This is a genomic window from Aeromonas sp. R1-2 (assembly GCF_040908505.1).
GTDB classification, from domain to species: Bacteria; Pseudomonadota; Gammaproteobacteria; order Enterobacterales; family Aeromonadaceae; genus Aeromonas; species Aeromonas veronii.
In genome coordinates this window covers 1-25,302 of the sequence record NZ_JBFODU010000047.1, presented here as the reverse complement: position 1 = coordinate 25,302, position 25,302 = coordinate 1, and the positions used below count along the sequence as shown (strand labels likewise).

The window sequence follows — 25,302 nt, the reverse complement described above, 5'->3', positions numbered from 1 at the left end:
AATATGGACCGCATTATCATCAGCCCCAGCAAATACGTACAAGGCAACGGGGCCCTCGCCAATATCGGCAACTACGTCAAAGCGCTCGGCAGCAAGCCGCTGATCCTGGCTGACGCCTTCGTCACCAAGCTGGTCGGTGATACCGTGGCCACCAGCTTCCACGGCGCGGGGATCAAGCCGGAGTTCGACTGCTTCAACGGCGAGTGTTCCCGCCCCGAGATCGACCGCCTGCTGGCTCGCTGCAACCAGACCCCGTTTGACGTCATCATCGGCATCGGCGGCGGCAAGACGCTGGATACCGCCAAGTCGGTCGCCTTCTACCAGAAGGTGCCGGTGGTCATAGTGCCCACCATCGCCTCCACCGATGCCCCCACCAGCGCGCTGGCGGTCATCTACACCCCGGAAGGGCAGTTCAGCGAATACCTGATGATCCCGACCAACCCCAACATGGTCATCATGGATACCGGCGTGGTCTCCCGCGCCCCGGTGCGGCTCTTGGTCTCCGGCATGGGGGATGCGCTCTCCACCTACTTCGAGGCGCGCGCCAACAAGGTCTCCGGTTGCCAGACCATGGCCGGTGGAGCTTCTACGCTGGCGGCGCAGGCCATTGCCGAGCTCTGCTACAAGACCCTGCTGGCCGATGGCTACAAGGCCAAGCTGGCGGTGGAGCAGGGGCTCTGCACCAAGGCGGTGGAGAACATCATCGAGGCCAACACCTATCTGAGCGGTATCGGCTTCGAGAGCAGCGGTCTGGCCGCCGCCCACGCCATCCACAACGGCCTGACCCAGCTGGCCGAGTGCCACCACCTCTATCATGGTGAGAAAGTGGCGTTCGGTACCCTGGTGCAGCTGGTGCTGGAGAACGCGCCGATGGCGGAGATCGAAACCGTACTGGCCTTCTGCCGCTCGGTGGGCCTGCCGACCAACCTGCATATGATGGGGGTCAAGGAGCTGGATATGGCGCGCCTGATGGAGGTGGCCAAAGCCTCCACCGCCGAGGGCGAGACCATCCACAATATGCCATTCAAGGTCACCGCCGAGGATGTGCTGGCGGCCATCGTCACCGCCCACCAGCTGGGGCTGTAAACGCGCCACCACTGACCTGCCATATAACACGGCCCCGCAACTGCGGGGCCTTTTCATTTTCTGCGGGCCGGTTGGCAACAGCCTGAATAACTATCAGCCGTGATAGTCGGCGGGATCGATCTCGAGCAGCTTGAGCCGCCGCCAGAGGGTGGTGCGACTGATGCCCAGATGCTGGGCCATCTGGCTCACCTGCCCCTTGCAGGCATGGGCGCAGCGCAGGATGGCTTGCCGCTCCAGCTCCGCCAGCGTGAGCAGCGGTTGCCCCACCACCTCGTCCGCCACCCGCTGATAGCCGTGCCGAATGGCAGCGGGCAGCGCCTCCGGCGGGATCGGCCCCTGACCGGCGTGAAGCAGCGCATGCTCCACGGCGCTGCGCAGCTCCCCCAGATTGCCGGGCCAAGGGTAGGCGAGCAGACAATCGAGGGCCGCCGGACTGAACTGGCGCACCGGCTCGCGCCCCTGCGCCGCCAACTGCTGGCTGATCAGGCCCGGCAGATCGGCCGCGCGCTCCCGCAATCCCGGCAGCCACAGCTCGCACGCCTGCAAGGCATAGAGCAGCTGGCGGCCAAACAACCCCTCCTGCACCAGCTGCTCCAGCGGGGCGCTGCTGGTGGCGATGATCCGCACCTTGAGCGGCAGGATGCGGGCCGAATCGAAACGCTGGATGCGGCCGGTCTTGAGCAGTTGCAGCAGCGCCGCCTGCATGGGGGCGGAGAGGCACTCCACCTGCTCCAGCACCAGCGTGCCGCCGTGGGCCAGCTCGAACTTGCCCGCCCGCTCCTGCCCCGCCTCGTCGGAACCCATCAGCTCCAGTGCCATCCGCTCGCTCGGCAGCGCCTTGCAGTTGAGGGTAATGAGCGGCCCCGCGGCCCGCTCGCTGCCAAAGTGGATCGCCTCCGCCAGTTGAGCCTTGCCCACCTCCTCCTCGCCACGCAGCAGGATCGGCCCCTGACTTTGGGCCGCCTGCCGGGCATAGCGCAGCAGCTTGCGCATGGCGCTCGATTCCCCCACCAGTGCCGACAACTCGGGCACCGTCTGGCGCAGCTGATGAATCGCCCGCAGCCGATCGACCGGGTGCAGCAGGGCGATAAAGCTGACCCCCTCCGGCCCCGGCAGCGGCTTGAGGCTCACCAGCGCATTGATAAACTCCCCCTCCTGAGCGCCGAGCCGCTCCAGCGTCACCTCCACATGGCTGAGCGGCGTCTGCCCCCTGATGGCCAGCTGCAACCGCTGGGGCAACAGCAGGTGCAGCTCCAGCGGCTGGCCGAGACAGAGCGCCGGATCGAGCCGCAGCCGGTGGGCCGCCAGCGCGTTGAGGTAGCGCAGCCGGCCCTGCGGATCCCAGGCCAGCACGCCGTCATCCATGCCATCGAGCAGGGCGTAGAGTTCGCTCAAGTGGTGCTGGGACTCCTGCATCAGGGTCTCCATCTGCAGCAGATGGGCCAGCTCGCGCCCGGCGCTGACGGTGAGCGCCAGATCGCCGGCGCTCGCCTCCTCCACCTTGCAGATCAAAGCAATGATGGCGACCTGACGGCCATTGCTGTTGTAGACCGGGCTGGCGCAGCTGTGCCACGGGTGGAGGGTCTGGTTGAAGTGCTGGGAGCCGCTGACGCAGAGTGGCACTCCCTCCAGCGCCGCCAGATTGATGGCATTGGTGCCGATGCGCCCCTCGCTGAAAAAGGCGCCGGGGCCAAACCCCAACGCCGCCAGCTCGCGCAGGGTGTCGGGATGGCCGGTCTGGGCCAGCAGGCAGCCGCTCTCGTCGGTGAGCAGCAAGGCGCAGGGGCGCCCCTCCATAAATTCGTAGAGATCTTCGAGGGCCATCTCACCGGTGGTGAGCAGGTCGCGCTTGCGCTGGCGCAGGCTCTGCAAGGTCTGCCCCTTGGCGCTGTGGGGCGGATGCCAGAGGGTGGCACTGGTCTGGTGGGCGCAGCGCAGCCAGGATGCCTGCAGATAGTCAGGCCAAGCGAGCAGCGGCTGAAGGTCAGATGGCATGGTCACAGCAATATCCGGCAAGATGTGAGCCGACCATTTAACCACGCCAGCGCCCCCGATTCAGTGACCTGCCTCAGAGGGTGGCAAGCCCGCCCTCCTCCCAGTCGGGTTCGCCGTCAGCAAATTGCTGGCCGAGCCAGTGGCAGAAGGCGCGGCACTCTGGCATTCCCTCGCTCTCCTGATATATCGTCCCGATCACACTACTGGCTTGTTCATGAAGAGGAGGCCTGACGGTGCTTTCCATTGCCGCGCCTTACGTGTATTTTTGCTCAGCAACGAAAATAAGATCCAAAGAGAGACACTCAACAAATATGCTCAAAAAAACAGATAAGTTGATAACATTTTAATTTAAAATGTTTTTGTGGTGGTGCTCAGGGCGAACCGAAGTTTTATGGAAGGCTCTATTAGCAGATTAGTACCGTCTTCCATCTAATCACTGTTAGCTTCCAAACTTGCCCTAAACATAAAGGCAGCCAAATGCTATTTGAAAAATTCGTATATGAAGTAAAAGATATCTGGAACAGTTACCTCAAATATATTTCAGACATGGACACCCAAGGAAACCTTGATTCAAAAGGTGGAAGCATTCTCTACCCAAATATTTTATTGGTTACGAACTGTTCCGGATTTTACATAGCAGAGCTTGTTGGAGCTGTACGTAAGTATCAAGGATTAACCTTAAAAATACATAAAGAGAAGTCGATCTATCGTTATTTAAACCAGTTTGATGATTCAGAACCAGAACCGTGTGTGCACCTTGACGGAGCCGGTATCGGGTTCAGATTTTTATGTTTGGCTCAAGAGGCCGACTTTGAAGCAGTATCAGAAAGATTTCCTTCAATTGAACTCTATGGATCGAAGCTGAATAGAATAGGTGGGAAGGGTAGCGTTTTTTCTTTTGGTGAACACTTTGAATCATGTTCAATTGAAAACTGTGTTCTGGTGAATAGATTAGAACATCTATACCGATGTAAAAATATACTTTCAGCATATTTATTCAAAAGCAAAATCACAAAGGAAAAGCTAACTGGATTCTTCAATGAAGTTTTGGGCAAGAATGAAGTCAAAGGAGTTCATACGACTCAAGGTAATACTGAAGAGCGGGTTTTCGTGGCTGGTCAATTGCAAAATATGTACCTTTTACCTGGGCTTCACGAAACCACCATTGGGGAGTTTCTGAACCTGCACCCAGAGATAATAAAGACAGCATTTAAAACTGATCATTTTGAGTACGAACCCTATTTGGAATGGATTGAGCATGACGGAACTTGTGACGATGTAGCGATTAACCCAGATTTATTGATTAAGCGAGGAGATGGCTTCTATGATATATACGACCTTAAAACTGCCGCGCTAACTAAGAAAAATATCACAAAGGGTGGTAGAAAACGGCGCCGATTTATTGACTACGTGGAGGAAGGTGTAGCTCAGCTCGCTAATTACAAGGAATATTTTTCTTATCCAAAAAATGCGGAACACGCTAGTAAAAAATATGGTGTTATGATTAAAGACCCTAAATTAGTGCTTGTCGTTGGCAGTTGGGAAAATTCATCATTGGAAGAAGTCAGTCAAGCACGGAGAAGATATCCAGATATTGAAATCATTGATTATGATACTTTTTGCCACCTCTTCATTGGAGCAAGCTAACAAACTTCTGCACTCAGATAAATTACTCTTTGCGATCCTAATTTACCGGTGAAAAAAACTTTTTGCGTCAAGAAAAGTTAGCCCGTAGGTTCGATTAGCCGTCAGGCGTAATCGAACATTCGCGTAAATCGAATTCCCCGCTATAACGGCCATCCATATTTCCCCTCTGACAAATGCCGCTGACTCACGGAAATACCGGAACAACGGCATCTCGATCGTCCGATTACGCTTCGCTAATCGAACCTACATGGGACGGTAATAAAGCAAAGAGCCGCCCTTATGGGCGGCTCCTGGCATCAGCGATGGATGGCTGAATCGTCTTGTCGTCACTCGGCCTTGGGCGCTTCAACCGCCGCGGTCGCCGGTTGGTCATCTTCCTTGATCCAGGCATCCAGCAGGGTGTAGCCCACCGCCAGCACCACGGGGCCGATAAAGAGACCGATGATCCCCATGGTCAGCAAGCCGCCGATTACCCCCACCAGAATGAGGATGAGCGGCAGGTCGGCGCCCCGCTTGATGAGGAAGGGGCGCAGGAAGTTGTCCATGGTGCCCGCAATCAGTGACCACACCAACAGGAAAGTGCCCCAGGTGGTGTCGCCGCTCCAGTAGAGGTAGCCGATACAGGCCAGCAGCACCGGGAAGGGGCCGATCTGGGCGACGATCAGCAGGAACATCACCACCACCAGTACCATGGCGTAGGGGATACCGGCAATCAGCAGGCCGACACCGGCCACCGAGGATTGCACCAGCGCGGTCACCACCACGCCCATCGCCACGGCCCGGATCGCCTGTGAAGCGAGCACGGTAGCGTTGTCGCCACGCTGACCCGCCAGCCGGTGGGCGAAGCGGCGAATGCCGGTCGCCACCACTTCACCGGAGTGATAGAGCACCCCGCAGATACCGACCGTCAGCAGGAAGTGGACAAACAGCAGCCCCAGATTACCGGCCTGAGAGGCCAGCCAGCGGGCGGTCTGGCCAAAGTAGGGGGCCAGCTTGGCAAACAGCACCTGACCACCGCTCGCCAGAATTTGCTGCCAGAAGTCATAGAGCTTGTCGCCCACCAGCGGGATCTGTTGCAGCCAGAGCAGCTCCGGCGGTGGTGACTGGCTGATATGGGTACCCAGCTCAATCAGCATGGGCGCCTTCTCCGCCACATTGGCCAGCGTCATAAAGAGCGGGATGACGAACATCAGCAGCAGCACCAGCGTCATAAAGAGGGCCGCCAGGGTGCGCTTGCCCCACAACAGGCGCTGCACCATCAACATCAGCGGCCAGGTGGCGATGGTGATCATGGTGGCCCACACCAGCGCAGGCAGGAAGGGCTGCAACACCAAGAAACAGGAGATAATCAGGATGCTGAGAAACAGCACCCCCAGGGTTATCTTGGCCAAATCCACTTTTTTCACATTCATAGAGTTCCCTTGTCAGAGCCGTTGCTCTTGGGTCGTATGTCGCATTTCAAGAAAGAGAGTATCCACCAGAGGCCAGCGCTCAACCAGAGCCCCAGCCCGAAAAAGAGCACAAACTGACCAAGCAGTATGGCCAGCGAACTGCTGGTCAGCAGCGGCAGCGCCCAGAGCCCCGCCCCGATCAGAGCGCCCCCCGCCAGGGTGACCGCGCCGGTCACAATGGGGGAATAACCGCCGCGAGTCAGGGAGCGCAAACCGCCAACCCAGAGCCCGAAGGCCGCCAGCCCAATCCCGGCCAGATGGGCCGACTGGGTCAGGCCAGCGCAAACCAGTGCGGCAGCGATAAGCAAGCCCCAAGCAGAAGCGCACTGATCCAGCCGCCAATATGGGCGAACAGCCAGCAGCAAGGTGCCTATCAGCAGGCCAACCGCCACATCGGAGATAAAGTGCACCCCGAGCCAGACCCGCGCCAGACCTGTGGTGAGGGCCAGCAACAGCGCCAGCGAGTAGGCCAGCCCGCGCCGGGCAGGCCAGAGCCAGCCAAGCAGCGCGCCCCAAAACAGCAGCGCCGAGGCGGTATGGCCGCTCGGCATGCCAAAACCTTGGGCGCTCTGGGTTGCCAGCAGCGGTTGCAGATGGAAGGGGCGCGGCCAGCCGATCCCCTCCTTGCCCGCTTGCACCAGCAGCCCAAGCCACAGCATGGCAAACAGCAGCTGGCGCAACCGCGGCCACCCCAGCAGCGGGAGCAGCAAAGGTATCAGGGCAAGCTGAAAGCCGCCTGAACCAAACAGATTGCTGACCGACAGCCACCAGACATCGGGCCCCAGCCACTGCTGCACGCTCATGATCAGCGGGATCTCGGTTTGATGCAGCACGCTGCCCTGCGCCACGAAATCGGCCTGCCAGCGCACCTCGCTCTCGGGCACCTTATCCAGCCGGGATTGCAACCAGTCGAGCTGATCCGGGAAGCGGCGCTGCTCGCGGGGGAGCTGGTCGATGGCGATCAGCCGGGCGTAGAGGATCTCCCCACCCAGATTGGGAGCCTTCAGGATGGAGACAAAACCGGAACCCTGCTGGGCGGCAATCGGTTCCAAGGTGCGGCAGGCGAAGATAACCGCTCGCTGCCAGCGGCCCAGCTCCTGCACCACTTCCCCCTGCAAGCCGGTCTCTTCATGGAGTTCGCGCAGCGCCGCCTGCTGCGGGCTCTCGCCACCATCGATGTAGCCACCGCTCAGGCTGTAGCGGGAGGAGATACGATCCTGCACCAGCAACAACTGATCCTGATGACGGATGGCACAGGCCGCCGCCGTGGGTGCAACAGGCTCGGCACTCAAGGCTGGCGCAACGGTAAACAGCGTCAGCAACAGTAAAAAGAGGGTTCTCGACATCAATTTGCTTTCCCTATGCTCAATGGCGACAAGCCTCCCAGAAATCAGATAGTTGGGCAATGGTAGCGGCCGGATCGCCGCCGTTTCCACCGCGATGGCGGTGCACGGAAGATTGCGATGAAGCAGAGCACTCCCTACTATTGGCGGCTATCTTCAATTTCATGCAGCAAACGCTGGAGCCCTCCATGAGACAGTTCGGCTTTTTCCTCGGCATCGCCATCGGTGTCATTTTGATACTGTTCGGCAGCATCGTCATCTTCCAGGCGCTCCCTGCCGCACTGGATGTACTAGAGATGCCAAGCCGCATCCCGTTCGTGCGCGAGGTCTACACCTGGCTGATGACCAGCGCCAACGGCCTGACCGCCCAGCTGGAGCAGAACTTCCTGGAAGCGTTCCAGACCGTGCTCAAGCTGATCCTGCTCATCACCTTCATGTGGGTCTGTGTCAAGCTGGTCAACATGGGGGTGCTGATTATCCGCGCCGGGGTTGATCTGATCCGCACCGCCATCGCCCACAGCGAAGGCCCCCACGACCAGAAGAAGCCGGATCAGCACGATCACTTCTGACTCTGACATGGTCGATGGATGTGAACACTGCCGCCCCCAACCGGGGCGGCAGCTTTATATGCGCGGTATGGAGGCCCCTCCCAGTCCCCATGAATACCCGATAAAGCAGCGGCTTTCCCTTGTGAATCAGCAAACTGCCCATATGTTGCATCACCTTGACATGGTTTGCGCCCCGCGCGGCGGCTGCCCGGTTTCTATCCCGACCCCGTGCTCTGGTATAATCGACCACCTCTTTTCCCCGTTATGGAGCCTGTTCATGCCCAATCATGCAGAAAGTGCCCTCGAGGTTCGTCTCGACAAGTGGTTGTGGGCGGCCCGTTTCTACAAGACCCGCTCCATTGCTCGGGATCAGATAGACGGGGGCAAGGTGCACTACAATGGTCAGCGCAGCAAACCGGGCAAACAGGTGGAAGTGGGTGCGCTGATCCGCTTCTGGCAGGGGCAGGACGAACGCGAAGTGCGGGTGCTGGCCTTGAGCGAGCAACGCAAATCGGCCCCGCTGGCCCAGCAACTCTATGAAGAGACTGCCGAGAGCCTGAAAAAACGGGCCGAGAACAGCGAGGCGCGCCGCTTTAACAGCCAGTTTGCCCCCAGCCCCGAGCGCCGCCCCGACAAGCAGGAGCGACGCCAGTTGCTCAAGGTCAAACAGTACTGACCGACCCCGATTTGATACCGGGCTGGCATCAACCCCAGCCCGCCCGATTTACCTCACCGAAAAGCCAGGAATACATGATGAGCAACCAAGATCTGCTGTATCGCTATCTGTTTGAAGAGTACGAAGTGCGTGGCGAGCTGGTCCAGCTGGATCACACCTACCGCCACGTGGTGGAAGCCCAGAACTACCCGGTGCAGGTGCAAAAACTGCTGGGCGAGCTGCTGGTCGCCACCAGCCTGCTGACCGCCACCCTCAAGTTTGAAGGATCCATTACCGTACAGCTGCAGGGCGATGGCCCGGTGCGTCTGGCCGTGATCAACGGTGACAACAACCAGCAGCTGCGCGGCGTGGCCCGCTATGAAGGCGAGCTGCCGAGCGATGGCAAGCTGCAGAGCCTGATCGGCAATGGCCAGCTGATCATCACCATCACCCCGGAGCAGGGCGAGCGCTATCAGGGCATCATCGCGCTGGACGCCGATACTCTGGCGGGCTGCCTGGAGCACTACTTTGCCCGCTCCGAACAGCTAGCCACCAAGCTGTGGATCCGCACCGGCTATCACGATGGTGCGCCGCGCGCTGCCGGCATCATGCTGCAGGAGCTGCCCGCCCAGAGCGAGGATCACAGCAACGATTTCGATCACCTGACCCAGCTCACCAGCACCATCAAGGATGAAGAGCTGTTCGGCCTGCAGGCAGAAGAGATCCTCTACCGTCTCTACCATCAGGACAAGGTGCGGGTGTTCGATCCGCAGGCGGTCGAGTTCCGCTGCACCTGCTCCCGCGAGCGCTGTGAAGGGGCTCTGCTGCAGATAGAAAAGGAAGAGGTCATGGAGATGGTGCAGGAGCTCGGCAAGATCGACATGCACTGTGATTATTGCGGCGCCCAGTACCAATTTAATGGGATCGATGTCGAAACCCTGTTCAGCAGTGCTCCCGGCAATGATGCAAACCAGTTACACTAATTAAAGGCGGGCAAAACCCGCCTTTAACTTTAATAACAAAAAAATACCCTATTTTATAAAGTTTGATGGCGATCGCTAAACTCTACCACCTAAGTGATAGGATGACCGTCAGATAGAACCCTACCAACCTCTGAACCCAGGAGAATACAATGACAATCGTGGCAGAACCCACCCTGGCCCAACAATTAGGACTGGACCAGTACGGCATCAAAAATAGCCAAGAAATCGTTCGCAACCCCTCTTACGAGCAGCTTTTCGCCGAAGAGACACGCCCTGACCTGGAAGGGTTCGAGCGCGGTGTGGTGACCGAGCTGGGCGCCGTCAACGTAAACACCGGTATCTTCACCGGTCGCTCCCCGAAAGATAAATATATCGTCAAAGATGCCACTACCCAGGATACTGTGTGGTGGTCTGACCAGGGTAAAAACGATAACAAAGCCATTACCCCGGAAGTGTGGTCACATCTGAAAGGGCTGGTCACCAAACAGCTCTCCGGCAAGCGCCTGTTTGTGGTCGACGGTTTCTGCGGTGCCAACCCGGATACCCGCCTGGCCGTGCGCATCATCACCGAGGTGGCCTGGCAGGCACACTTCGTGAAAAACATGTTCATCCGTCCGAGCGATGAAGAGCTGAAAACCTTCAAGCCTGACTTCGTGGTGATGAACGGTGCCAAGTGCACCAACCCGAATTGGAAGGAGCAGGGTCTCAACTCCGAGAACTTTGTTGCCTTTAACATGACCGAGAAGATGCAGCTCATCGGTGGCACCTGGTACGGTGGCGAGATGAAGAAGGGCATGTTCTCCATGATGAACTACTTCCTGCCCCTGCGCGGCATTGCCTCCATGCACTGCTCCGCCAACGTGGGTCAGGACGGCGACGTCGCCATCTTCTTCGGCCTCTCCGGCACCGGCAAGACCACCCTCTCCACCGATCCGAAGCGCCAGCTGATCGGCGATGACGAGCACGGCTGGGATGACCACGGCGTGTTCAACTTCGAAGGGGGCTGCTACGCCAAGACCATCAAGCTCTCCGAAGAGGCTGAGCCGGACATCTACCACGCTATCCGTCGCGATGCGCTGCTGGAGAACGTGACCGTTGCTGCCGATGGCACCATCGACTTCGATGATGGCTCCAAGACCGAGAACACCCGCGTCTCCTACCCCATCTATCACATCGACAACATCGTCAAGCCGGTCTCCAAGGCAGGTCACGCCACCAAGGTGATCTTCCTGACTGCCGACGCCTTCGGCGTGCTGCCCCCGGTCTCCAAACTGACCAAGGAGCAGACCAAGTACCACTTCCTGTCTGGCTTCACCGCCAAACTGGCCGGTACCGAGCGCGGCATCACAGAGCCGACTCCGACCTTCTCCTCCTGCTTCGGCGCAGCCTTCCTCTCCCTGCACCCGACCAAGTACGGTCAGGAGCTGGTGAAACGGATGGAAGCGGCAGGTGCAGAGGCCTATCTGGTCAACACCGGCTGGAACGGCACCGGCAAGCGCATCTCCATCAAGGATACCCGCGCCATCATCGACGCCATCCTGGATGGCTCCATCGAGAAGGCCGAGACCAAGGTGCTGCCGATCTTCAATCTGGAGATCCCGACCGCGCTGCACGATGTGAACCCGGCGATCCTCGACCCGCGCGACACTTACGCCGACAAGGCCGAGTGGGATGCCAAGGCCGTCGATCTGGCAGGGCGCTTCATCAAGAACTTCGAGCGCTTCACCGATAACGACGAAGGCAAACGTCTGGTTGCGGCAGGCCCGCAGCTGTAACAGGCTCGCTTCGTATCAGTGACATCATGCCGGTCAGCCACGCTGACCGGCATTTTTGTTTTTGTGGAGCCCCGAACGCTGCCATCGCCCCCGTTAAAGGGGCCAAAACCTTGCCTTTGCCTGTTGTGACAGGTTAGATTCAGCCAAACTTTATACAATATACAATTCTGTAACGCCCAATCGTGACCCGACCATGACCCCACCCTACAAGACCCGAACCCAGATGGTGATGGAAAACCTCCGTGGCCGGATCCTCCGTGGGGAGTTCCCCGCTGGCGCCCCCTTGCGTCAGGATGCCATTGCCAAAGAGCTGGCCGTGAGCCGCATCCCGGTGCGCGAAGCCCTGATGCAGCTGGAAGCGCAGGGGCTGGTGAAGTTCGAAGCCCATCGCGGCGCCGTGGTCACCATGCTGGACGCCTCGGCCATTGAAGAGCTCTTTTATTTGCGAGCGCTGCTGGAAGCCGATACCCTGTTTCACGCCGTCGACAAGATGACGGAAGCCACCTTCGCGCAAGCGGAGGCGATCCTCGCCCAGTTTGATCACGCCCTGGAGTCAGGCACCCAGATCGAACATTGGGCCGAGTTGAACCACAGCTTTCACGCCACCCTCTATCAGGCAGCCGGTCGCCCCCAGGCACTTGAACTGATCGCCCAGATCAATCTGAGCTGTGACCGCTATGTCCGCTTCGAGCTGCTGTTTGCCAGCGACGGCGTGGACAAGGCGGAGCGTGAACACGCCCAATTGCTGGAACTGTGCCGCGCCCGGCGCAAGCACGAGGCGGTGGTGCTGCTCAGGCAGCATATCGAAGCGGCAGGTCAGTCGATCAAGCGGATCCTGGCCAGCGGCCATAAAAACTGAACACTCATATAGCAACCATCTGGCACTAACGACATGAATAATTTCGAGATAATTGAAACCCGCGTCGCCCAAGTCAGGGCCGAGCTGGCCATGCAGGAGTTGGACGCATTTATCGTCCCCCACGATGATGAGCACCTCGGCGAGTACATCCCCGCCTATGCAGAGCGGCTTGACTGGATCACCGGTTTCAACGGCTCTGCCGGAGTCGCCATCATCATGGCCCAGCGAGCAGCCCTCTTTGTCGATGGTCGCTATACGGTGCAGGCGCGGATGCAAACTCCCGCCGAACTGTTCGAATTCCTCCACCTCATTGAAAATCCTCATGTGCAGTGGCTGGCCGAACAGCTGCCGTCAGGCTCCCGGGTCGGCTTCGATGCCCGCCTGCACAGCCTGACCTGGTACAAGAATGCCAAAGCCGTGCTGGCCGATCGCGGTATCGAGCTGATCCACGTCGAGCAGAACCCCATCGACCTGAACTGGAGCGATCGCCCGGAGCCGACCAAGAGCCCGGTCATCCTCTACAGCGAGGAGCTGGCAGGCCAGTCCAGCCAGTCCAAACGTGAACAGCTTGCGGCCGATCTGCGCAAGCGCGGGCTGGATGCCGTGCTGCTGACCCAGGCCGAGCCCATCAACTGGCTGCTCAACCTGCGTGGCCGCGATATCGACCGGCTGCCGGTGGTGCTGGGCTTTGCGGTGCTCTACGCCAACACCAGCATGGATTTCTTCGTCGATACCGACAAAATTGACTGCTTCGCCTTTACCCAGCACGTGGGGCAGGATGTCTCCGTCTACCCCATCGACAAGCTGGGCGACGTGTTGCAGCGCATCGGTGAAGATCAGCAGAAGGTGCTGGCCGATCCGGACAGCGCCAACGCCTGGACCCAGCTCGTCATGGAAGAGGCGGGCGCCATTCTGGTGGCAGGGCAGGACCCCACCATGCTGCCGAAAGCGTGCAAGAACGAGATCGAACTGACCGGTATGCGTGCCGCTCACCTGCGCGATGGCGTGGCCATGACCCGCTTCCTCGCCTGGCTGGATCGGCTGGTCACCTCCGGCGAGTTCGAAGGGGTGGATGAAGGCACCCTGGCCGATCAGGTGGAAGCGTTCCGCCGCGAGCAAGAGCACTACGTCGAGCCGAGCTTCGATACCATCTCCGCGCTCGGCCCCAACGCCGCCATGTGCCACTACCACCACACCAACGGCACCCCCCGTGCGTTTGGTCAGGACAGCCTTTATCTGCTGGACTCCGGCGCCCAGTATATGGATGGCACCACCGACATCACCCGCACCATCAAGGTGGGTGAGGTGAGCGACGAGCAGAAAGCGATGTTTACCCGGGTACTGCAAGGCCATATCGCGCTGGATCAGGCCCGCTTCCCCCGTGGCACCGCCGGTATCCAGCTCGACGTGCTGGCCCGCATGCCACTGTGGCAAGCCGGTTACAACTACGACCACGGCACCGGCCACGGCGTCGGCCACTTCCTGAGCGTCCACGAAGGGCCCCAGCGCATCGCGCCGAAAGGGAGCATGATTGCCCTGCAACCGGGCATGGTGCTCTCCAACGAGCCGGGCTACTACCGCGAAGATGGCTTCGGCATCCGTTGCGAAAACCTGGTAGTGGTGACCGAGCTGGAACAGGTTGGCGAGCTGCCGATGCTGGGCTTCGAGCGCCTGACCTACGTGCCGTTCGATACCCGCCTGATCGATCGCAGCCTGCTGAGCCCGGCCGAATTCCGCTGGATCAACGAATACCACGTTGAGGTGTTCCGCCGCCTGAGCCCGCTGCTCGAAGGCGAGGATCTCGCCTGGCTGGAGCAGGCAACCAGCCTCATCTGATGACACAGGGCCTGCGGGCCCTGTTTTTTATCCCCCCTTTTGACCTGTATCAACACCCAAAGCGAGCAGGTCAGGAGAATGGCGGCCATGAAAAGTCATCATGCCAGCCCAGCCCGGGGCTCACACGCCGCAGCCAGCAAAAAGGCGAGTGACCATCCCAGACTCATGCGCGAGCAGCAGACGGTCAGCGCCATGATCCGCCTCTACTGCCAGCACCATCATCAGGATCCCCATTGCCGCCACTGTCGCCAGTTGCGGGATTTCGCCCATCAGCGCCTTCGTCGCTGCCGTTATGGCCACGGCCACAAACCCACCTGCGCCAACTGCAATATCCACTGCTACGCCCCGGCGATGCGCAAACAGATCCAGCAGGTGATGAAGTGGAGCGGCCCGCGCATGTTGCTGCGCCACCCCTGGCTCACCCTTCGCCATCTGCTCGACGGCTTGCGCAAAGCGCCCAAACTGCCCCAGAGCCGCCCCCTGCCGCCATAACCGCCAATCCCTTGCATCCGGCAGGGGATGACCACTACCCTATGACTCCTTTTTTGCCGTTGACCCCAAGGTCAGCGGCGTTGCCGATCCGTTTGCTGCCAATGGAGTCCTGATGCACCACAACCCGCCCCTGCTACGCACCGCTACCCACAATGACATGCACGCCATCTGGCAGATCGATGCCAAGGTGTTTGGCGAAGATGTCTATCCCGCCTTCTTCTTCCGTCAGGCGATGGATTTGTGGCCCGAGTTGTTGCTGGTGGCCGAATACGAGGGGCAGCTGGTGGGTTATGTGCTGGGGGGATTCGGTCAGGAGCGGTCGCAAGGCTGGGTGCTCTCGCTGGCGGTACTGCCCGAGGCGCGCGGTTTTGGTCTGGCCGAGCGAATGATGCGCCAGATGGAGGCCAACCAGCAGGCGCTGCAGATCAGCGAACTGCGACTCACGGTCGATCCGGCCAATCCGGCCCAGCGCCTCTACTACCGGCTCGGTTACACATTGCAGGCGGAAGTAGCCGACTACTTCGGCCCCGGAGAAGACCGTCTGCTGCTGGTTAAAACCCTCTCCGGTACAGCTGCGATTCAAGGACAAAACCGGTTACAGAACGCATAATTGGTTACATTTTGCCGATTTCATGTGTGACGGGGTTGGAGTAAAGTTCACTCATCAACCGGATTGTTCAAATTACGTGCAGCCCAGGAGGCCCACCATGTTGAAGCGTATGACCCTTATTGCCCTGCTGGCAGCGACCACCATCACCGGATGCGCCAACAGTGACGTTTACTCTGGCGATGTCTACACCAAGGACCGCGCCAAACAGGTGCAAACCGTCAGCTACGGCACCATCATCTCCACCCGCCCGGTGAAAATACAGGCCGATGAGCACTCCCTGATTGGCACCATTGGCGGCGCCGTAGTCGGCGGCCTGCTGGGCAGCACAGTCGGTGGCGGCACCGGACGCGACATCGCAGCCGCAGGCGGTGCTATCGCCGGTGCAGCGGCAGGTAACGCCATCGGCAACAAGATGAATCAGGTCGACGGCGTCGAGCTGGAGATCAAGAAAGAGAACGGCGAAGCCATCGTGGTCGTGCAGAAAGCCAGCCCCACCTTCACCCCGGGCGCCCGTGTACGCATGACCCAGGGCAATGGCAGCATCAACGTGGCCGTCGTGAACTAAGCGTGTGAACCAAGGTTTCGCCACCCTCGAGCCATAAAAAAACCGCCGGTTCCGGCGGTTTTTTGTTGTCTGACGTTCGGGATTACATGCTGTAAGCCTTCTCGCCGTGGGAGGTGACATCCAGCCCTTCCCGCTCGGCATCGCCGTTCACCCGCAGACCCACCAGCATGTCGACCGCCTTGAAGGCAATCGCCGCCACGGCACCAGACCAGAGCAGGGTGACACCGACCCCGATGGCCTGGATCTTCACCTGAGTCAGGATGGAGTAACCCTCGGCAACCTGATTGGTGACATAGTCCCACACCCCGGTGCCGCCCAGATCCGGACTGGCAAAGACGCCGGTCAGCAGGGCGCCGAGAATACCGCACACCCCGTGTACGCCAAACACGTCCAGACTGTCATCGGCACCCAGCAGGCGCTTGAGACCGTGGACCCCCCACAGACCCGCCACGCCACTGATAAGGCCCATCACCAGACCACCGCCCACACCGACGAAACCGGCTGCCGGAGTGATCACCACCAGACCGGACACCGCACCAGAGGCGGCCCCCAGCAGGGAGGGACGTCCCTTCATCACCCACTCGGCCAGGGTCCATGAGAGAGCTGCCGCAGCCGGCGCCACCCAGGTGTTGATAAAGGCGAGTGCGGCGATACCGTTGGCTTCCAGCGCGGAGCCAGCGTTGAAACCGAACCAGCCGAACCAGAGCAGGGAGGCACCGATCATGGTCATGGTCAGGCTGTGGGGGGTCATGGGATCACGACCGTAGCCCAGACGCTTGCCCACCAGATAGGCACCCACCAGACCCGCCACGGCGGCGTTGATGTGCACCACTGTGCCGCCTGCAAAGTCCAGCGCACCATGCTGGAACAGATAGCCGGCAGTGGCGGTCGCTGTGGCCGCAGCCTCGGCGCTGGTATAGGCATCCGGACCCGCCCAGTACCACACCATATGAGCCAGCGGGATATAGGCGAAGGTGAACCAGATCACCGAGAAGAGCAGCACGGCAGCGAACTTGATGCGCTCGGCAAACGCCCCCACGATAAGGCCGCAGGTGATGGCGGCAAAGGCCCCCTGGAACACCACATAGATCAGCTCGCTGATCCCGACACCCTTGCTGAAGGTGGCGGCGATGGAGTCAGGGGTCACCCCCTTGAGCAGCACCTTGCTGAAGGAGCCGTAGAAATTGCCCCCTTCGGTAAAGGCCAGCGAATAGCCGTAGATCACCCAGAGCACGCAGATGAGGCAGAACAGGGTAAAGACCTGCATCAGCACGCTCAGCATGTTTTTGGCCCGCACCAGACCACCGTAGAAGAGAGCCAGACCGGGGATCGACATCAGGATCACCAGCGCCGCCGAGAGCAGCATCCAGGTGTTGTCACCCTTGTTGATTGTCATGGCGGCAACCGGCGCCACCGCCGCCTGTACCTGAGCGACCTCTTCGGCCCAACTTGGGGTAACCAGCAAGGCAGGCAACATCGTCAGACCCGCCATCATCCATTTTTTGACCATAGAGCACTCTCCTTCCCTGTCGTACCGGTACAAGACCGGCTCCGTTTCCCTGATTGAATCTGTGGCGAACCGCAAGGTGTTGCTGCAACCCGCCAGAATCACACCCGCGCCCGGCACGGGGATGTCTCTTGCCACTTCCTCATCACTGCATCTGCCGTCGATGACCGCAAGAGACCGTCTGACATGTAAAAAGCATAAAACGGGCCACAAATTTAAATCCTTTTAAATCATTGCATTAGTAAGATCATGCATCATCAACGCACCAATTTGGCGCATGAGCTGCGCTAACCTGCCCAGGGTCGCCCTGTCGCAGGGCAAGCAATACTTCACGCACCAGAAGTGCGCAAACCCGGAGCCAGCCCACAAGCTGACGTCATCGATATCGCGCGCTGCGGGCCCGCTCGTTTACACTGACAGACCAGCCGTTTCCTGTTATCCGACCACGGCATGCCATTACGCAGCCTCTTGTTTGCAAGCTGATGGCAGGCCCAATCCGAGGAACACCATGCAGTTCGATCGTCTCGACATCAGCCTCTCCCACTACCGTCATCTCGACCGGGAGCATCGCGCCCACATCGCGCTGCTGGGGATAGTGATGCTGGCCATCATGGCCCTCCATCTGTTGCTGCTGCCACACTTCCCTTACGAGCGCTTTTACGCCGTCAGCTTTGGCTTCGAGGTGATCAACTGGCTCACCATGCTGTTCCTGTTCTGGGTGGTGCAGTGCGCCCACCTGCCCACCCACACCTACCGCATGCTCTCCTGCGGTCTGATGTTGTGGATCATGGGGGCCACCGCCGACATCATGGATGAGCTGGTGGCGCAGCCACTCTGGCTCGCCATCTATGCCGAAGATCTGCTGCGCTCCAGCGGCATCCTGCTCAGCAGCATCGGCATCCTGAGCACCATGCACCACCTCTTCCACATCAATACCCAGCTCAGACAACAGGCGCTGTTCGACGATCTGACCCGGCTGCCAAACCGGCGCTACTTTCATCAGCAGCTGTTTCTGGAACAGGGGATTTGCCACGCCCTCATCCTGCTGGATCTCGATCACTTCAAGGTGATCAATGACAACTACGGCCACGATATCGGGGATCGGGTGTTGCAGCAGTTTGGCGAGCTGTTGCAACAGCACTGCCCGCCCGGTGCGCTGGCGGCCCGTGTCGGGGGTGAAGAGTTTGCCCTGCTGCTGCCCGTCGCCCACGAAGCTGAGCTGCAGCAACTGGCCAACACCCTGCTCACTGCGACCCGCACCATAGCCCCCGACCCGGCCCATACCATGACGGTCAGCCTGGGAGTGGGGATCCGCGAGCCCAAGGAGCCGGCAGTCTCGCTGTTCAAACGGGTGGATCAGGCGCTTTATGGCGCCAAGGAGGCGGGCAGAAACTGCGCGGTATGGGCGACGCCGACTAACAAGGAGACGTGAAGATCTACCGGTTGATTGCCGGTCACTGCGAAACATTGCTGCTGAGACAGGGGCCCCTGTTTTATGGGGAAAATCCCCTCGCCTAAAAGCGGAAGGTAAGACCGATATTGGCCTGCCACTGGGTTACCAGCTCCCCGCGCACCTTGAACACGCACTGCTCCGGGTTGCAGAGAAACTGGTTGTTGTCGTTGACCAGCGAGCCATAACCGCGCACCTCGGCCCGCAGCGCCAGATGCTCGGCGAGGCGCGGTTGCACCCCAAGCGCCAGCGACATGGAAGGGGTCACCTCGCTGTCGTAGGCGGCAAAGCGGGTCACCCCGATCCCGGCGCCGATGTAGGGCGCCATCAGGTTGTCAGAGAGGGTCAAGGCACCGGAAAAGTGCAGGGTATCGACCGTCAGGCGATCCGGCTGGTCGGGAGAGAGAGTGGTGGACTGATGGCTGTAGAGCAGTTCAATCATGCCGGGATCATCCACCTCCTTGCTGATAAAGAGGCCCCAGCTGCCGGAGCCCTGCCCCTGCAGTGAATCGAGCGAGGCCGAGACCGGCACCGGCTGCACCACCTCGTCACTCTTCTCGAAGTCGATGGCTGAGCTGTAGCCGAAAAATGGCGTCACCTGCCAACCGGATGTGGTCGCGGCCTCGCTACTCCAGGCCTGCCCCAGTGGCAGCAACAGCCCCATCATCGCTATCCCGACTCTCTTCATCATCATCCCCTGCTCCCTGTGTGATTGTGCAGAAAGCATACCAGAGGCGTCCTAGGCCCATCCTAAACGGCGGCTGTACCGGATCACTTTCATCGCGGGATTTCCCTCTCGCCTGAACCCTGCCGCACCGCCCCACTGGCGCCGCTATGCCCCCCTGCCACCATTCATCGACGGTTAACCTCTGCCACGTATGCTGGCGCCAAATCGGGTCACCGGGGCCCGTTATCACTACTCAGAAGGACATCAGGGAATGGTTGCCGCGCAACTTCACGACCCCCAAACCACCCTCGCGGATACCCTGCGGGCCACCGCGCATGCCATCGACGAGAGCCACATCAGCCTGCGCCAGATGCTCACGCTGGTAGGTGAGCAGGGCATGCTGCTGTTTTGCGTGCTGCTCACCGTCCCCTTCCTGCTGCCGGTCTCCATTCCCGGGGTCAGCACCCCGTTTGGCCTGCTGATCCTCTTTATCGGTATCGGCATCACCCTCAATCGAGTGCCCTGGCTGCCCGCCATGCTGATGGAACGCCGCTTCGCTGCCGACCAGCTCAAGCCGACCCTGCACAAGGGGGCGGATCTGCTGGCCCGGGTCGATCGCGTTATCCGCCCACGCCTGCTGGTGCTGACCGGCAGCAACACGGTCAACCGCTGCAACGGCCTGCTGATCATGCTGGCCGCCCTTCTGCTGATGCTGCCCCTGGGCGCCATCCCGTTCACCAACGCCATGCCTGCCTGGGCCATCCTGCTGCTGGCCACCGGCATGTTGCAGCGGGACGGTCTGTTCGTCGCCAGCGGCTATCTGCTGGTAAGCGCAACCCTGGTCTGGTTCAGCGTGCTGGCCATCGGCTTGCTGATGGCAGGCCAGAGCGCCAGCGGCCTGCTCGGCTAACCCCGATACACAGAAAAAGGGCGACCAGATGGTCGCCCTTTTTGACTTGTGCGGGATACCGCCCGGTCAAAGCAGATCGTAGATAAGGGCCGAGATGGCAAGCAGCCCCATCACCAACACAAAAAGGGTACTCTGCCCGCGATAACGCTTGAGTGCGGGCAAGCGATAGATGGAGCAGGCCGGCAGCAGAAACAGGATCACCGCGATCAGCGGGCCACTGACGCGCTCGATAATGTCGAGCACGTTGGGGTTCAGATAGGTGATGACAGCGGTCACCATAAACAGGATCACCGATGACACCCGGGCGATGGTCGACTCCTTGAGAGAGAGCCCCAGCCCCTGACAGGCACCGCTCACCATGCTCACCGTCCCCTCGCTCACCCCCATGGAGGTGCCGAGGAAAGATTTGGACATGGCCAGAATAGCGATGAGTGGCCCCACATAGGCGATCAGCGGGTTGGAGAACTTGTTCGCCAGCGCCGACAGCACCGAGATATTGTCGGTGCGGGCCAGCGCCATCTCCGCCTGACTCAGACTCATCACGCAGCTCACCACGAAAAAGAGCACGCTGCCGCAAATCAGCATGCTGCTGCACTTGATGATCCGCTTGGCGCGCAGGTCAGCACTCTCCTGACAACGCTTTTTCTGCGCCGCGCTGAAGGAAGAAATAATGGGCGCATGGCTGAAGGAGAAGACCATCACCGGCACGATCAGCCAGAGGGATTTCCAGAACGCCGGATCACGCCAGTCCACCGCCTGACTCTCGCTGAAATAAGAGAGGCTCCACTGGGGCAGCAGATAGATAGAGAGGCCAATCAGAAAGGCGACCATCGGCAGTGCCAGCACGCTGATGGCCGACACCACGATCTGTTTGCCGGCCAGCAGCACCAGATGCAGGCCCAGCATCACCCCCAGCACCAGCAAGCCGCGCGGAAACTCGGCATCCCCCAACTGGTGAACAACGAAGCTCTGGATCGCGTTGGTGATGGAGATGCTGTAGACCAGAATGATGGGGTAGAAGGCCATCAGATAGACCAGCATCAGCAGCTTGCCCGCCTTGGCACCGAAGTGCTCCTCCACCACATGGGTGATATCCCCCTCCTTGTGGGAGCTGGAGAGCACAAAGCGGCTCAATGCCCGGTGGGAATAATAAGAGAGCGGAAAAGCCAGCAATAAAATAAACAGCAAAATAACCGGAGAATTACTGCCAACCGTAATAGGGAGAAATAACGTACCGGCACCGACAGCAGTGGCATATAGGCCCATGGTCCATACCGAATCGCTTTTCTCCCATTTCAATTTTGAAACAGGGTTACTCTTTTCAGCAATAGAAACACTCATTGCAATATATACCTTATTAATCTGTCATCATTATTTTTATTGGCCCGAATAACAGGCTGGAGATATGTCGTTGCATATCGCCATGCACATGAAAAAACAACGCCGCCAGCGGCCAACAGGGCCACTGGAGAGAAACGGAGCTGCCACGCTACCATCGTTGAAATCGCAATCCGGGTCAAGGTTAATAATTCATGACTGTTTGAATCGGAATGTTTCAAAAGACAACAGGATGTATCACATTCGTCACCCAAAACCAGATTCACGCCTGTTTGATAACATACCAATAAAACCTCATGCTGTTGCCCAACAACACAAATAAGACCAGCGATCAGGCCGATAATATTAACACCTTAAGCTGTGGAATATGAGTTAAATAATACGGCCAACTTTTCTACTAATTGACAGTGATGTCAGCCAATTTATTCAGGGTAAAAGAGCAGGCTATTTCCCACAGCGACCGGGGCGGCACTTTCAACCTGCCGGGCAGTGCGCCACCCGGTTGCGGCCTGCCCGCTTGGCCCGATAGAGCCACTCGTCGGCCCGTGCCAGCGCCTGATTGATCTCCTCCTCCGGCTGCACCAGGGTTGTGCCCAGACTGACCGTGATGGCGACCGGATCGGCAGGCAACGCTTCGACGGCGGCACGGATCTGCTCCGCCATCTGCAGCAAACCGGCTTCATCGGTCCGCGGCAGCAGGATCAGAAACTCCTCGCCGCCGCTGCGCACAAACAGATCATCTGCCCGCAACAGGGCATCGATACAACTACCGAAGCGCTGCAAGGCCCGATCTCCCTGCTGGTGGCCGTAACGATCGTTGAGCTGCTTGAAGTGATCGATGTCGAGCATGATAAGACCACAGGGCGCCTCCCCTGCCCGCAGCGGCTGGCAGTGTTCGAAGAAGTAGCGGCGGTTGTAGAGGCCGGTCAGCTGGTCGGTTTCACTCTGGCGCAGCAGTCGCTGCTGCAACTCGTACTGGCGAGTGATATTGCGGGTCACCCAGGCCACCGCCCGCTTGCCATCATAGAGGGAGGGCAGCGGCGCAATCTTGCCCTCGAAACGCTGTATCCCTTGCGGCCCGGCGGCAGCATTGATCCCCCCCACCTCGGCTGCTGAGAGCTCATACTCCACCACCCGCACCTGACCGCTCGCCAGCGACTCGGCCACCTGCGCCTTGACCCATATGGCCATCTCGGGTGGCAGCACATCGGCCAGTTGCTTGCCCGCCAGCGGATTGCCATCGTGGTAGGATTGCTGCTCCATGCCGCCGATATATTCCACGTAATAGCCATCTTCACTGAGGATAAAGACGGGATCTGGCAGCTGGGCCATCACTTCATAAAGCTGGGTTACCGAAAGCGCCACGGAGACTCCTGTACTTCAACGTCAAACAGGGGGGAGATATTCTGCCTCAAGAGGACTCACTCGCCCTCATCGTCAGCGCAGAAAAATCTGCGGCCACAGCCAACAATCCTTTACATCTAGCAGCCTGCCAGCCTCTCGGCCACCACGGGTGGCCAGCGCGTTGCTACTCCCGCCACTGCGCTCGCTCACGGCGGCGAAAGCCCCCTCACTCGGTCGCGCATATCCCATTGTTTCAACTCACAAGTTCATTTACGCTGGCCGTCCTGAGTCCAGTTTTCACCTCATCAGCCATCAGGGAGCCAGCCACCCGCAACCGCAGGGGCTGTACCACGGAAAAGGAATCGCCAGATGAAAAACGCCATCGTTACCGCCCGCTTCGACGCCATCAGCACCGAAGGGGAACAGCTCACCCTCAAGATCGCCATCAAGGCCCCCGAGCCGGATCCCAAGTCCGCCAGCGGTGACTGGCGCTGCAAGGTGAAGCTGGCGGGGCTGAGCGACAAGACCTTTATCTACGGCATCGACAGCCTGCAGGCCCTGAGCCTCGCCATCAAGTTTGTCGAAACCGAACTGCGCGCCTTCTCCGATGCGGGCTGGCAGTTCTATCTGCCCAATTGCCCAGATCACCCCATCGACATGAGCGCCTGCTACTTCCCGGCGCTCTAGCCCAAGGTCAACTCAGGGAGCATGGGGTGCAGCCCAGCTCCCACAATATCTCTTTCATTGGCGACGAGCTCATCATAGGCAAGTGCAGCCCCACAACCCGCAATGCCAAGGGAGCTGTTAGATAATTTTACAATTAAATCAATAGCATGCATCCAAAAAAACAATTGACAATAATTCTCATTTAATTAATGATTAATTTCCAAATGAATCATGCTAGAAATAATGGATGAAGCTCTGTTTGGCCACAGCATTGTTGCTGTGCAGTATTTCAAGTGCCAATGCCAATACTTGCCCATTGAGTAACTGCAACACACTACACGCTGGTGAACATTACTCTATTAATGCCGATGGAAAGTATTGCATCAATTTCAACAAAGAAAACATCACAGTGGTAAACCTTTCGAGTCGATACATTGAAATAGAAGACAAAAATTCAAACCCAACTGTTATATACCCTGGTGAATTTGTTGATGTCGATACCATATCAACAATCGCAAATTCAACCAAGGTAGTTATCAGCATAGAGCACGATAGCTTTATCGTGATAAGAGATATAAATGAAAGCAAGCGTAATAAGAGAGCGGCACCAGTAGTATGGGCAGGCGGCGGGGCCGTTATCGGGGTGATGGGCGTCATTGCCAACAATCCTGATGCAAACATGAGAGAGATTGCTGCAGGTGCATTTGGTGGTGCCGTTACCGGTAGGTTAAGCCCCATCATGGGAAGTGGTGTCGCAGGCATGATGGCTTCAGGCAGTGCTGGCCTGGCAGCAAGCGGTGGCTGTGCCTCATGTCACTAGTGATGATAATCGTCACATTGATAGCGGCCGTTGTAGCACCCTTTCTTTTAAGCAACAACCTTGCCCATCGAATTGCACTGCTACTAATTTCAAGCGGTTCAATACTATTTAATTATCTCTCGGGTACTTTCTCAGCCTGGATATATTTAACCTTTATTGTATTTACAGTTATTTTAAAGGCTAACTATCGATCTACTTTGGTGCGTTGTGATGATGCAATACTAAATAACTGATCCTAATAGTGCTACACCTTCGCTGTGCCATAGCCATTCCCCGGGAAAGGAGACACGGTATCCATGAAGTGTTTCACTCGAGCCAGCAGGTTGGCCATCCTTCTGCATTGATGATTGCGCGTGATGGTTTCATGCAACTTGTGCCACAGCCGTTCTATGTGATTAACCCAAGGACTGTAAACTGGCTGGAATACCAGGCAGAACTTGGGATTCTTCTTCAACCATCGCTCGGTCTGCTTGCTTTTGTGAATGATGTAGTTATCGAGGATCAGCGTGATGGTTTTGGCTCGTCGGTAGTGGTGACGCAGCTTTTCCAGCATGGCGATAAACAGCGATGAGTTTTTCTTTATCCCGCTGACGTAAAGCACTCTTCCGTTGCCTGCATGGAGAACGCCTGCCAGGTAATGTTTGGCGTTCTGTCCCGGTGTGACAACCCGCTTTTGCTGCGCTCTGAACATCCAGTCGGCCCCAAATTTGGGATTGAGGTCTATATCGACTTCATCCTCATAAAACACCGGATTA

General features: G+C 58.7%; 22 protein-coding genes and 1 pseudogene. 15 read left to right on the top strand and 8 right to left on the bottom strand.

Features of this window, described 5'->3' with window-relative positions:
- Positions 1–3: 3 nt before the first annotated feature.
- On the top strand, positions 4–1,086 hold the full coding sequence (locus AB5Y76_RS16445) for a glycerol dehydrogenase (protein ID WP_064341828.1): 1,083 nt from the start codon (positions 4–6) through the stop codon (positions 1,084–1,086).
- Positions 1,087–1,179: 93 nt separating this feature from the next.
- On the opposite strand, the gene dhaR is transcribed toward AB5Y76_RS16445, so the two are convergent.
- Positions 1,180–3,081 (bottom strand): dihydroxyacetone kinase operon transcriptional regulator DhaR, encoded by a 1,902-nt coding sequence (dhaR, locus tag AB5Y76_RS16440; RefSeq protein WP_263718869.1) that lies wholly within the window; start codon positions 3,079–3,081, stop codon positions 1,180–1,182.
- 477 nt (positions 3,082–3,558) lie between these two features.
- Here dhaR and AB5Y76_RS16435 point away from each other — a divergent pair, with 477 nt between their 5' ends.
- Positions 3,559–4,728 carry a hypothetical protein gene (locus AB5Y76_RS16435; protein WP_263718870.1) on the top strand — a complete coding sequence of 390 codons (1,170 nt, stop codon included), beginning with the start codon at positions 3,559–3,561 and terminating at the stop codon, positions 4,726–4,728.
- 326 nt (positions 4,729–5,054) lie between these two features.
- Here the strand turns inward: AB5Y76_RS16435 and ydiK are convergent, their stop codons facing one another.
- Positions 5,055–6,140 (bottom strand): AI-2E family transporter YdiK, encoded by a 1,086-nt coding sequence (gene ydiK / locus AB5Y76_RS16430; RefSeq protein ID WP_058059023.1) that lies wholly within the window; start codon positions 6,138–6,140, stop codon positions 5,055–5,057.
- Positions 6,137–7,525 carry a phosphatase PAP2 family protein gene (locus AB5Y76_RS16425; RefSeq protein WP_263718872.1) on the bottom strand — a complete coding sequence of 463 codons (1,389 nt, stop codon included), beginning with the start codon at positions 7,523–7,525 and terminating at the stop codon, positions 6,137–6,139. The genes ydiK and AB5Y76_RS16425 overlap by 4 nt, the downstream gene beginning before the upstream one ends.
- Before the next feature lie 185 nt (positions 7,526–7,710).
- On the opposite strand from AB5Y76_RS16425, the gene AB5Y76_RS16420 reads away from it, so the two are divergent.
- The 9 genes from AB5Y76_RS16420 to AB5Y76_RS16380 all read left to right on the top strand — a co-directional run bounded on the left by AB5Y76_RS16420 (position 7,711) and on the right by AB5Y76_RS16380 (position 15,845).
- Positions 7,711–8,091, top strand: a complete 381-nt coding sequence (locus AB5Y76_RS16420) for a hypothetical protein (RefSeq protein ID WP_005340143.1) — start codon at positions 7,711–7,713, stop codon at positions 8,089–8,091.
- Positions 8,092–8,347: 256 nt separating this feature from the next.
- Positions 8,348–8,746, top strand: a complete 399-nt coding sequence (gene hslR / locus AB5Y76_RS16415) for a ribosome-associated heat shock protein Hsp15 (RefSeq protein ID WP_005340141.1) — start codon at positions 8,348–8,350, stop codon at positions 8,744–8,746.
- 77 nt (positions 8,747–8,823) lie between these two features.
- Positions 8,824–9,708, top strand: coding sequence for an Hsp33 family molecular chaperone HslO (hslO, locus tag AB5Y76_RS16410; protein ID WP_368177763.1), 885 nt, complete (start codon positions 8,824–8,826; stop codon positions 9,706–9,708).
- A 149-nt stretch (positions 9,709–9,857) separates the two neighbouring features.
- Positions 9,858–11,483 (top strand): phosphoenolpyruvate carboxykinase (ATP), encoded by a 1,626-nt coding sequence (gene pckA, locus AB5Y76_RS16405; protein ID WP_005340139.1) that lies wholly within the window; start codon positions 9,858–9,860, stop codon positions 11,481–11,483.
- Positions 11,484–11,676: 193 nt separating this feature from the next.
- Complete coding sequence (locus AB5Y76_RS16400) at positions 11,677–12,342, top strand: GntR family transcriptional regulator (protein ID WP_005340138.1); 666 nt, start codon at positions 11,677–11,679, stop codon at positions 12,340–12,342.
- 33 nt (positions 12,343–12,375) lie between these two features.
- Positions 12,376–14,178: an aminopeptidase P family protein gene (locus AB5Y76_RS16395; RefSeq protein WP_263718874.1), complete on the top strand. Its 1,803-nt coding sequence runs from the start codon at positions 12,376–12,378 to the stop codon at positions 14,176–14,178.
- An 87-nt stretch (positions 14,179–14,265) separates the two neighbouring features.
- A complete protein-coding gene (locus AB5Y76_RS16390; RefSeq protein WP_005356534.1) occupies positions 14,266–14,670 on the top strand; it encodes a nitrous oxide-stimulated promoter family protein in 405 nt (134 codons plus the stop codon).
- 112 nt (positions 14,671–14,782) lie between these two features.
- Entirely contained in the window at positions 14,783–15,280 is a 498-nt protein-coding gene (locus tag AB5Y76_RS16385; protein WP_005340127.1) for a GNAT family N-acetyltransferase, read from the top strand.
- 97 nt (positions 15,281–15,377) lie between these two features.
- Positions 15,378–15,845 (top strand): glycine zipper 2TM domain-containing protein, encoded by a 468-nt coding sequence (locus tag AB5Y76_RS16380; RefSeq protein WP_263718875.1) that lies wholly within the window; start codon positions 15,378–15,380, stop codon positions 15,843–15,845.
- Between the two features lie 82 nt (positions 15,846–15,927).
- Here the strand turns inward: AB5Y76_RS16380 and amt are convergent, their stop codons facing one another.
- Positions 15,928–17,355, bottom strand: a complete 1,428-nt coding sequence (gene amt, locus AB5Y76_RS16375; protein WP_005355035.1) for an ammonium transporter — start codon at positions 17,353–17,355, stop codon at positions 15,928–15,930.
- A 505-nt stretch (positions 17,356–17,860) separates the two neighbouring features.
- Between amt and AB5Y76_RS16370 the strand changes: the two genes are divergently transcribed.
- Positions 17,861–18,784, top strand: a complete 924-nt coding sequence (locus tag AB5Y76_RS16370; RefSeq protein ID WP_088870271.1) for a GGDEF domain-containing protein — start codon at positions 17,861–17,863, stop codon at positions 18,782–18,784.
- 82 nt (positions 18,785–18,866) lie between these two features.
- On the opposite strand, the gene AB5Y76_RS16365 is transcribed toward AB5Y76_RS16370, so the two are convergent.
- Complete coding sequence (locus AB5Y76_RS16365; RefSeq protein ID WP_263718882.1) at positions 18,867–19,490, bottom strand: porin family protein; 624 nt, start codon at positions 19,488–19,490, stop codon at positions 18,867–18,869.
- A 250-nt stretch (positions 19,491–19,740) separates the two neighbouring features.
- Here AB5Y76_RS16365 and AB5Y76_RS16360 point away from each other — a divergent pair, with 250 nt between their 5' ends.
- Positions 19,741–20,379, top strand: coding sequence for an exopolysaccharide biosynthesis protein (locus tag AB5Y76_RS16360; RefSeq protein WP_227095363.1), 639 nt, complete (start codon positions 19,741–19,743; stop codon positions 20,377–20,379).
- Positions 20,380–20,445: 66 nt separating this feature from the next.
- Here the strand turns inward: AB5Y76_RS16360 and AB5Y76_RS16355 are convergent, their stop codons facing one another.
- A complete protein-coding gene (locus tag AB5Y76_RS16355) occupies positions 20,446–21,720 on the bottom strand; it encodes an HAAAP family serine/threonine permease (RefSeq protein ID WP_318528172.1) in 1,275 nt (424 codons plus the stop codon).
- A 471-nt stretch (positions 21,721–22,191) separates the two neighbouring features.
- Positions 22,192–23,082 carry a sensor domain-containing diguanylate cyclase gene (locus tag AB5Y76_RS16350; RefSeq protein ID WP_263718877.1) on the bottom strand — a complete coding sequence of 297 codons (891 nt, stop codon included), beginning with the start codon at positions 23,080–23,082 and terminating at the stop codon, positions 22,192–22,194.
- Between the two features lie 348 nt (positions 23,083–23,430).
- Here AB5Y76_RS16350 and AB5Y76_RS16345 point away from each other — a divergent pair, with 348 nt between their 5' ends.
- A complete protein-coding gene (locus AB5Y76_RS16345; RefSeq protein ID WP_005355042.1) occupies positions 23,431–23,748 on the top strand; it encodes a hypothetical protein in 318 nt (105 codons plus the stop codon).
- Positions 23,749–23,974: 226 nt separating this feature from the next.
- A complete protein-coding gene (locus tag AB5Y76_RS16340) occupies positions 23,975–24,547 on the top strand; it encodes a hypothetical protein (protein ID WP_224969359.1) in 573 nt (190 codons plus the stop codon).
- 244 nt (positions 24,548–24,791) lie between these two features.
- Here the strand turns inward: AB5Y76_RS16340 and AB5Y76_RS16335 are convergent.
- Positions 24,792–25,302: pseudogene (locus tag AB5Y76_RS16335) on the bottom strand (IS630-like element ISAhy2 family transposase); the annotation flags it as partial.

What these genes read in the sequence shown, in the direction of transcription:
- AB5Y76_RS16435 (WP_263718870.1), top strand. Translation starts at nt 3,559, where the DNA reads ATGCTATTTGAAAAATTCGTATATGAAGTAAAAGATATCTGGAACAGT.
- ydiK (WP_058059023.1), bottom strand. Translation starts at nt 6,140, where the DNA reads ATGAATGTGAAAAAAGTGGATTTGGCCAAGATAACCCTGGGGGTGCTG.
- AB5Y76_RS16360 (WP_227095363.1), top strand. Translation starts at nt 19,741, where the DNA reads ATGGTTGCCGCGCAACTTCACGACCCCCAAACCACCCTCGCGGATACC.
- AB5Y76_RS16380 (WP_263718875.1), top strand. Translation starts at nt 15,378, where the DNA reads ATGTTGAAGCGTATGACCCTTATTGCCCTGCTGGCAGCGACCACCATC.
- amt (WP_005355035.1), bottom strand. Translation starts at nt 17,355, where the DNA reads ATGGTCAAAAAATGGATGATGGCGGGTCTGACGATGTTGCCTGCCTTG.
- dhaR (WP_263718869.1), bottom strand. Translation starts at nt 3,081, where the DNA reads ATGCCATCTGACCTTCAGCCGCTGCTCGCTTGGCCTGACTATCTGCAG.
- AB5Y76_RS16445 (WP_064341828.1), top strand. Translation starts at nt 4, where the DNA reads ATGGACCGCATTATCATCAGCCCCAGCAAATACGTACAAGGCAACGGG.
- pckA (WP_005340139.1), top strand. Translation starts at nt 9,858, where the DNA reads ATGACAATCGTGGCAGAACCCACCCTGGCCCAACAATTAGGACTGGAC.
- AB5Y76_RS16385 (WP_005340127.1), top strand. Translation starts at nt 14,783, where the DNA reads ATGCACCACAACCCGCCCCTGCTACGCACCGCTACCCACAATGACATG.
- AB5Y76_RS16395 (WP_263718874.1), top strand. Translation starts at nt 12,376, where the DNA reads ATGAATAATTTCGAGATAATTGAAACCCGCGTCGCCCAAGTCAGGGCC.
- AB5Y76_RS16420 (WP_005340143.1), top strand. Translation starts at nt 7,711, where the DNA reads ATGAGACAGTTCGGCTTTTTCCTCGGCATCGCCATCGGTGTCATTTTG.
- hslR (WP_005340141.1), top strand. Translation starts at nt 8,348, where the DNA reads ATGCCCAATCATGCAGAAAGTGCCCTCGAGGTTCGTCTCGACAAGTGG.
- AB5Y76_RS16365 (WP_263718882.1), bottom strand. Translation starts at nt 19,490, where the DNA reads ATGAAGAGAGTCGGGATAGCGATGATGGGGCTGTTGCTGCCACTGGGG.
- AB5Y76_RS16370 (WP_088870271.1), top strand. Translation starts at nt 17,861, where the DNA reads ATGCAGTTCGATCGTCTCGACATCAGCCTCTCCCACTACCGTCATCTC.
- hslO (WP_368177763.1), top strand. Translation starts at nt 8,824, where the DNA reads ATGAGCAACCAAGATCTGCTGTATCGCTATCTGTTTGAAGAGTACGAA.
- AB5Y76_RS16345 (WP_005355042.1), top strand. Translation starts at nt 23,431, where the DNA reads ATGAAAAACGCCATCGTTACCGCCCGCTTCGACGCCATCAGCACCGAA.
- AB5Y76_RS16340 (WP_224969359.1), top strand. Translation starts at nt 23,975, where the DNA reads ATGAAGCTCTGTTTGGCCACAGCATTGTTGCTGTGCAGTATTTCAAGT.
- AB5Y76_RS16355 (WP_318528172.1), bottom strand. Translation starts at nt 21,720, where the DNA reads ATGAGTGTTTCTATTGCTGAAAAGAGTAACCCTGTTTCAAAATTGAAA.
- AB5Y76_RS16400 (WP_005340138.1), top strand. Translation starts at nt 11,677, where the DNA reads ATGACCCCACCCTACAAGACCCGAACCCAGATGGTGATGGAAAACCTC.
- AB5Y76_RS16425 (WP_263718872.1), bottom strand. Translation starts at nt 7,525, where the DNA reads ATGTCGAGAACCCTCTTTTTACTGTTGCTGACGCTGTTTACCGTTGCG.
- AB5Y76_RS16390 (WP_005356534.1), top strand. Translation starts at nt 14,266, where the DNA reads ATGAAAAGTCATCATGCCAGCCCAGCCCGGGGCTCACACGCCGCAGCC.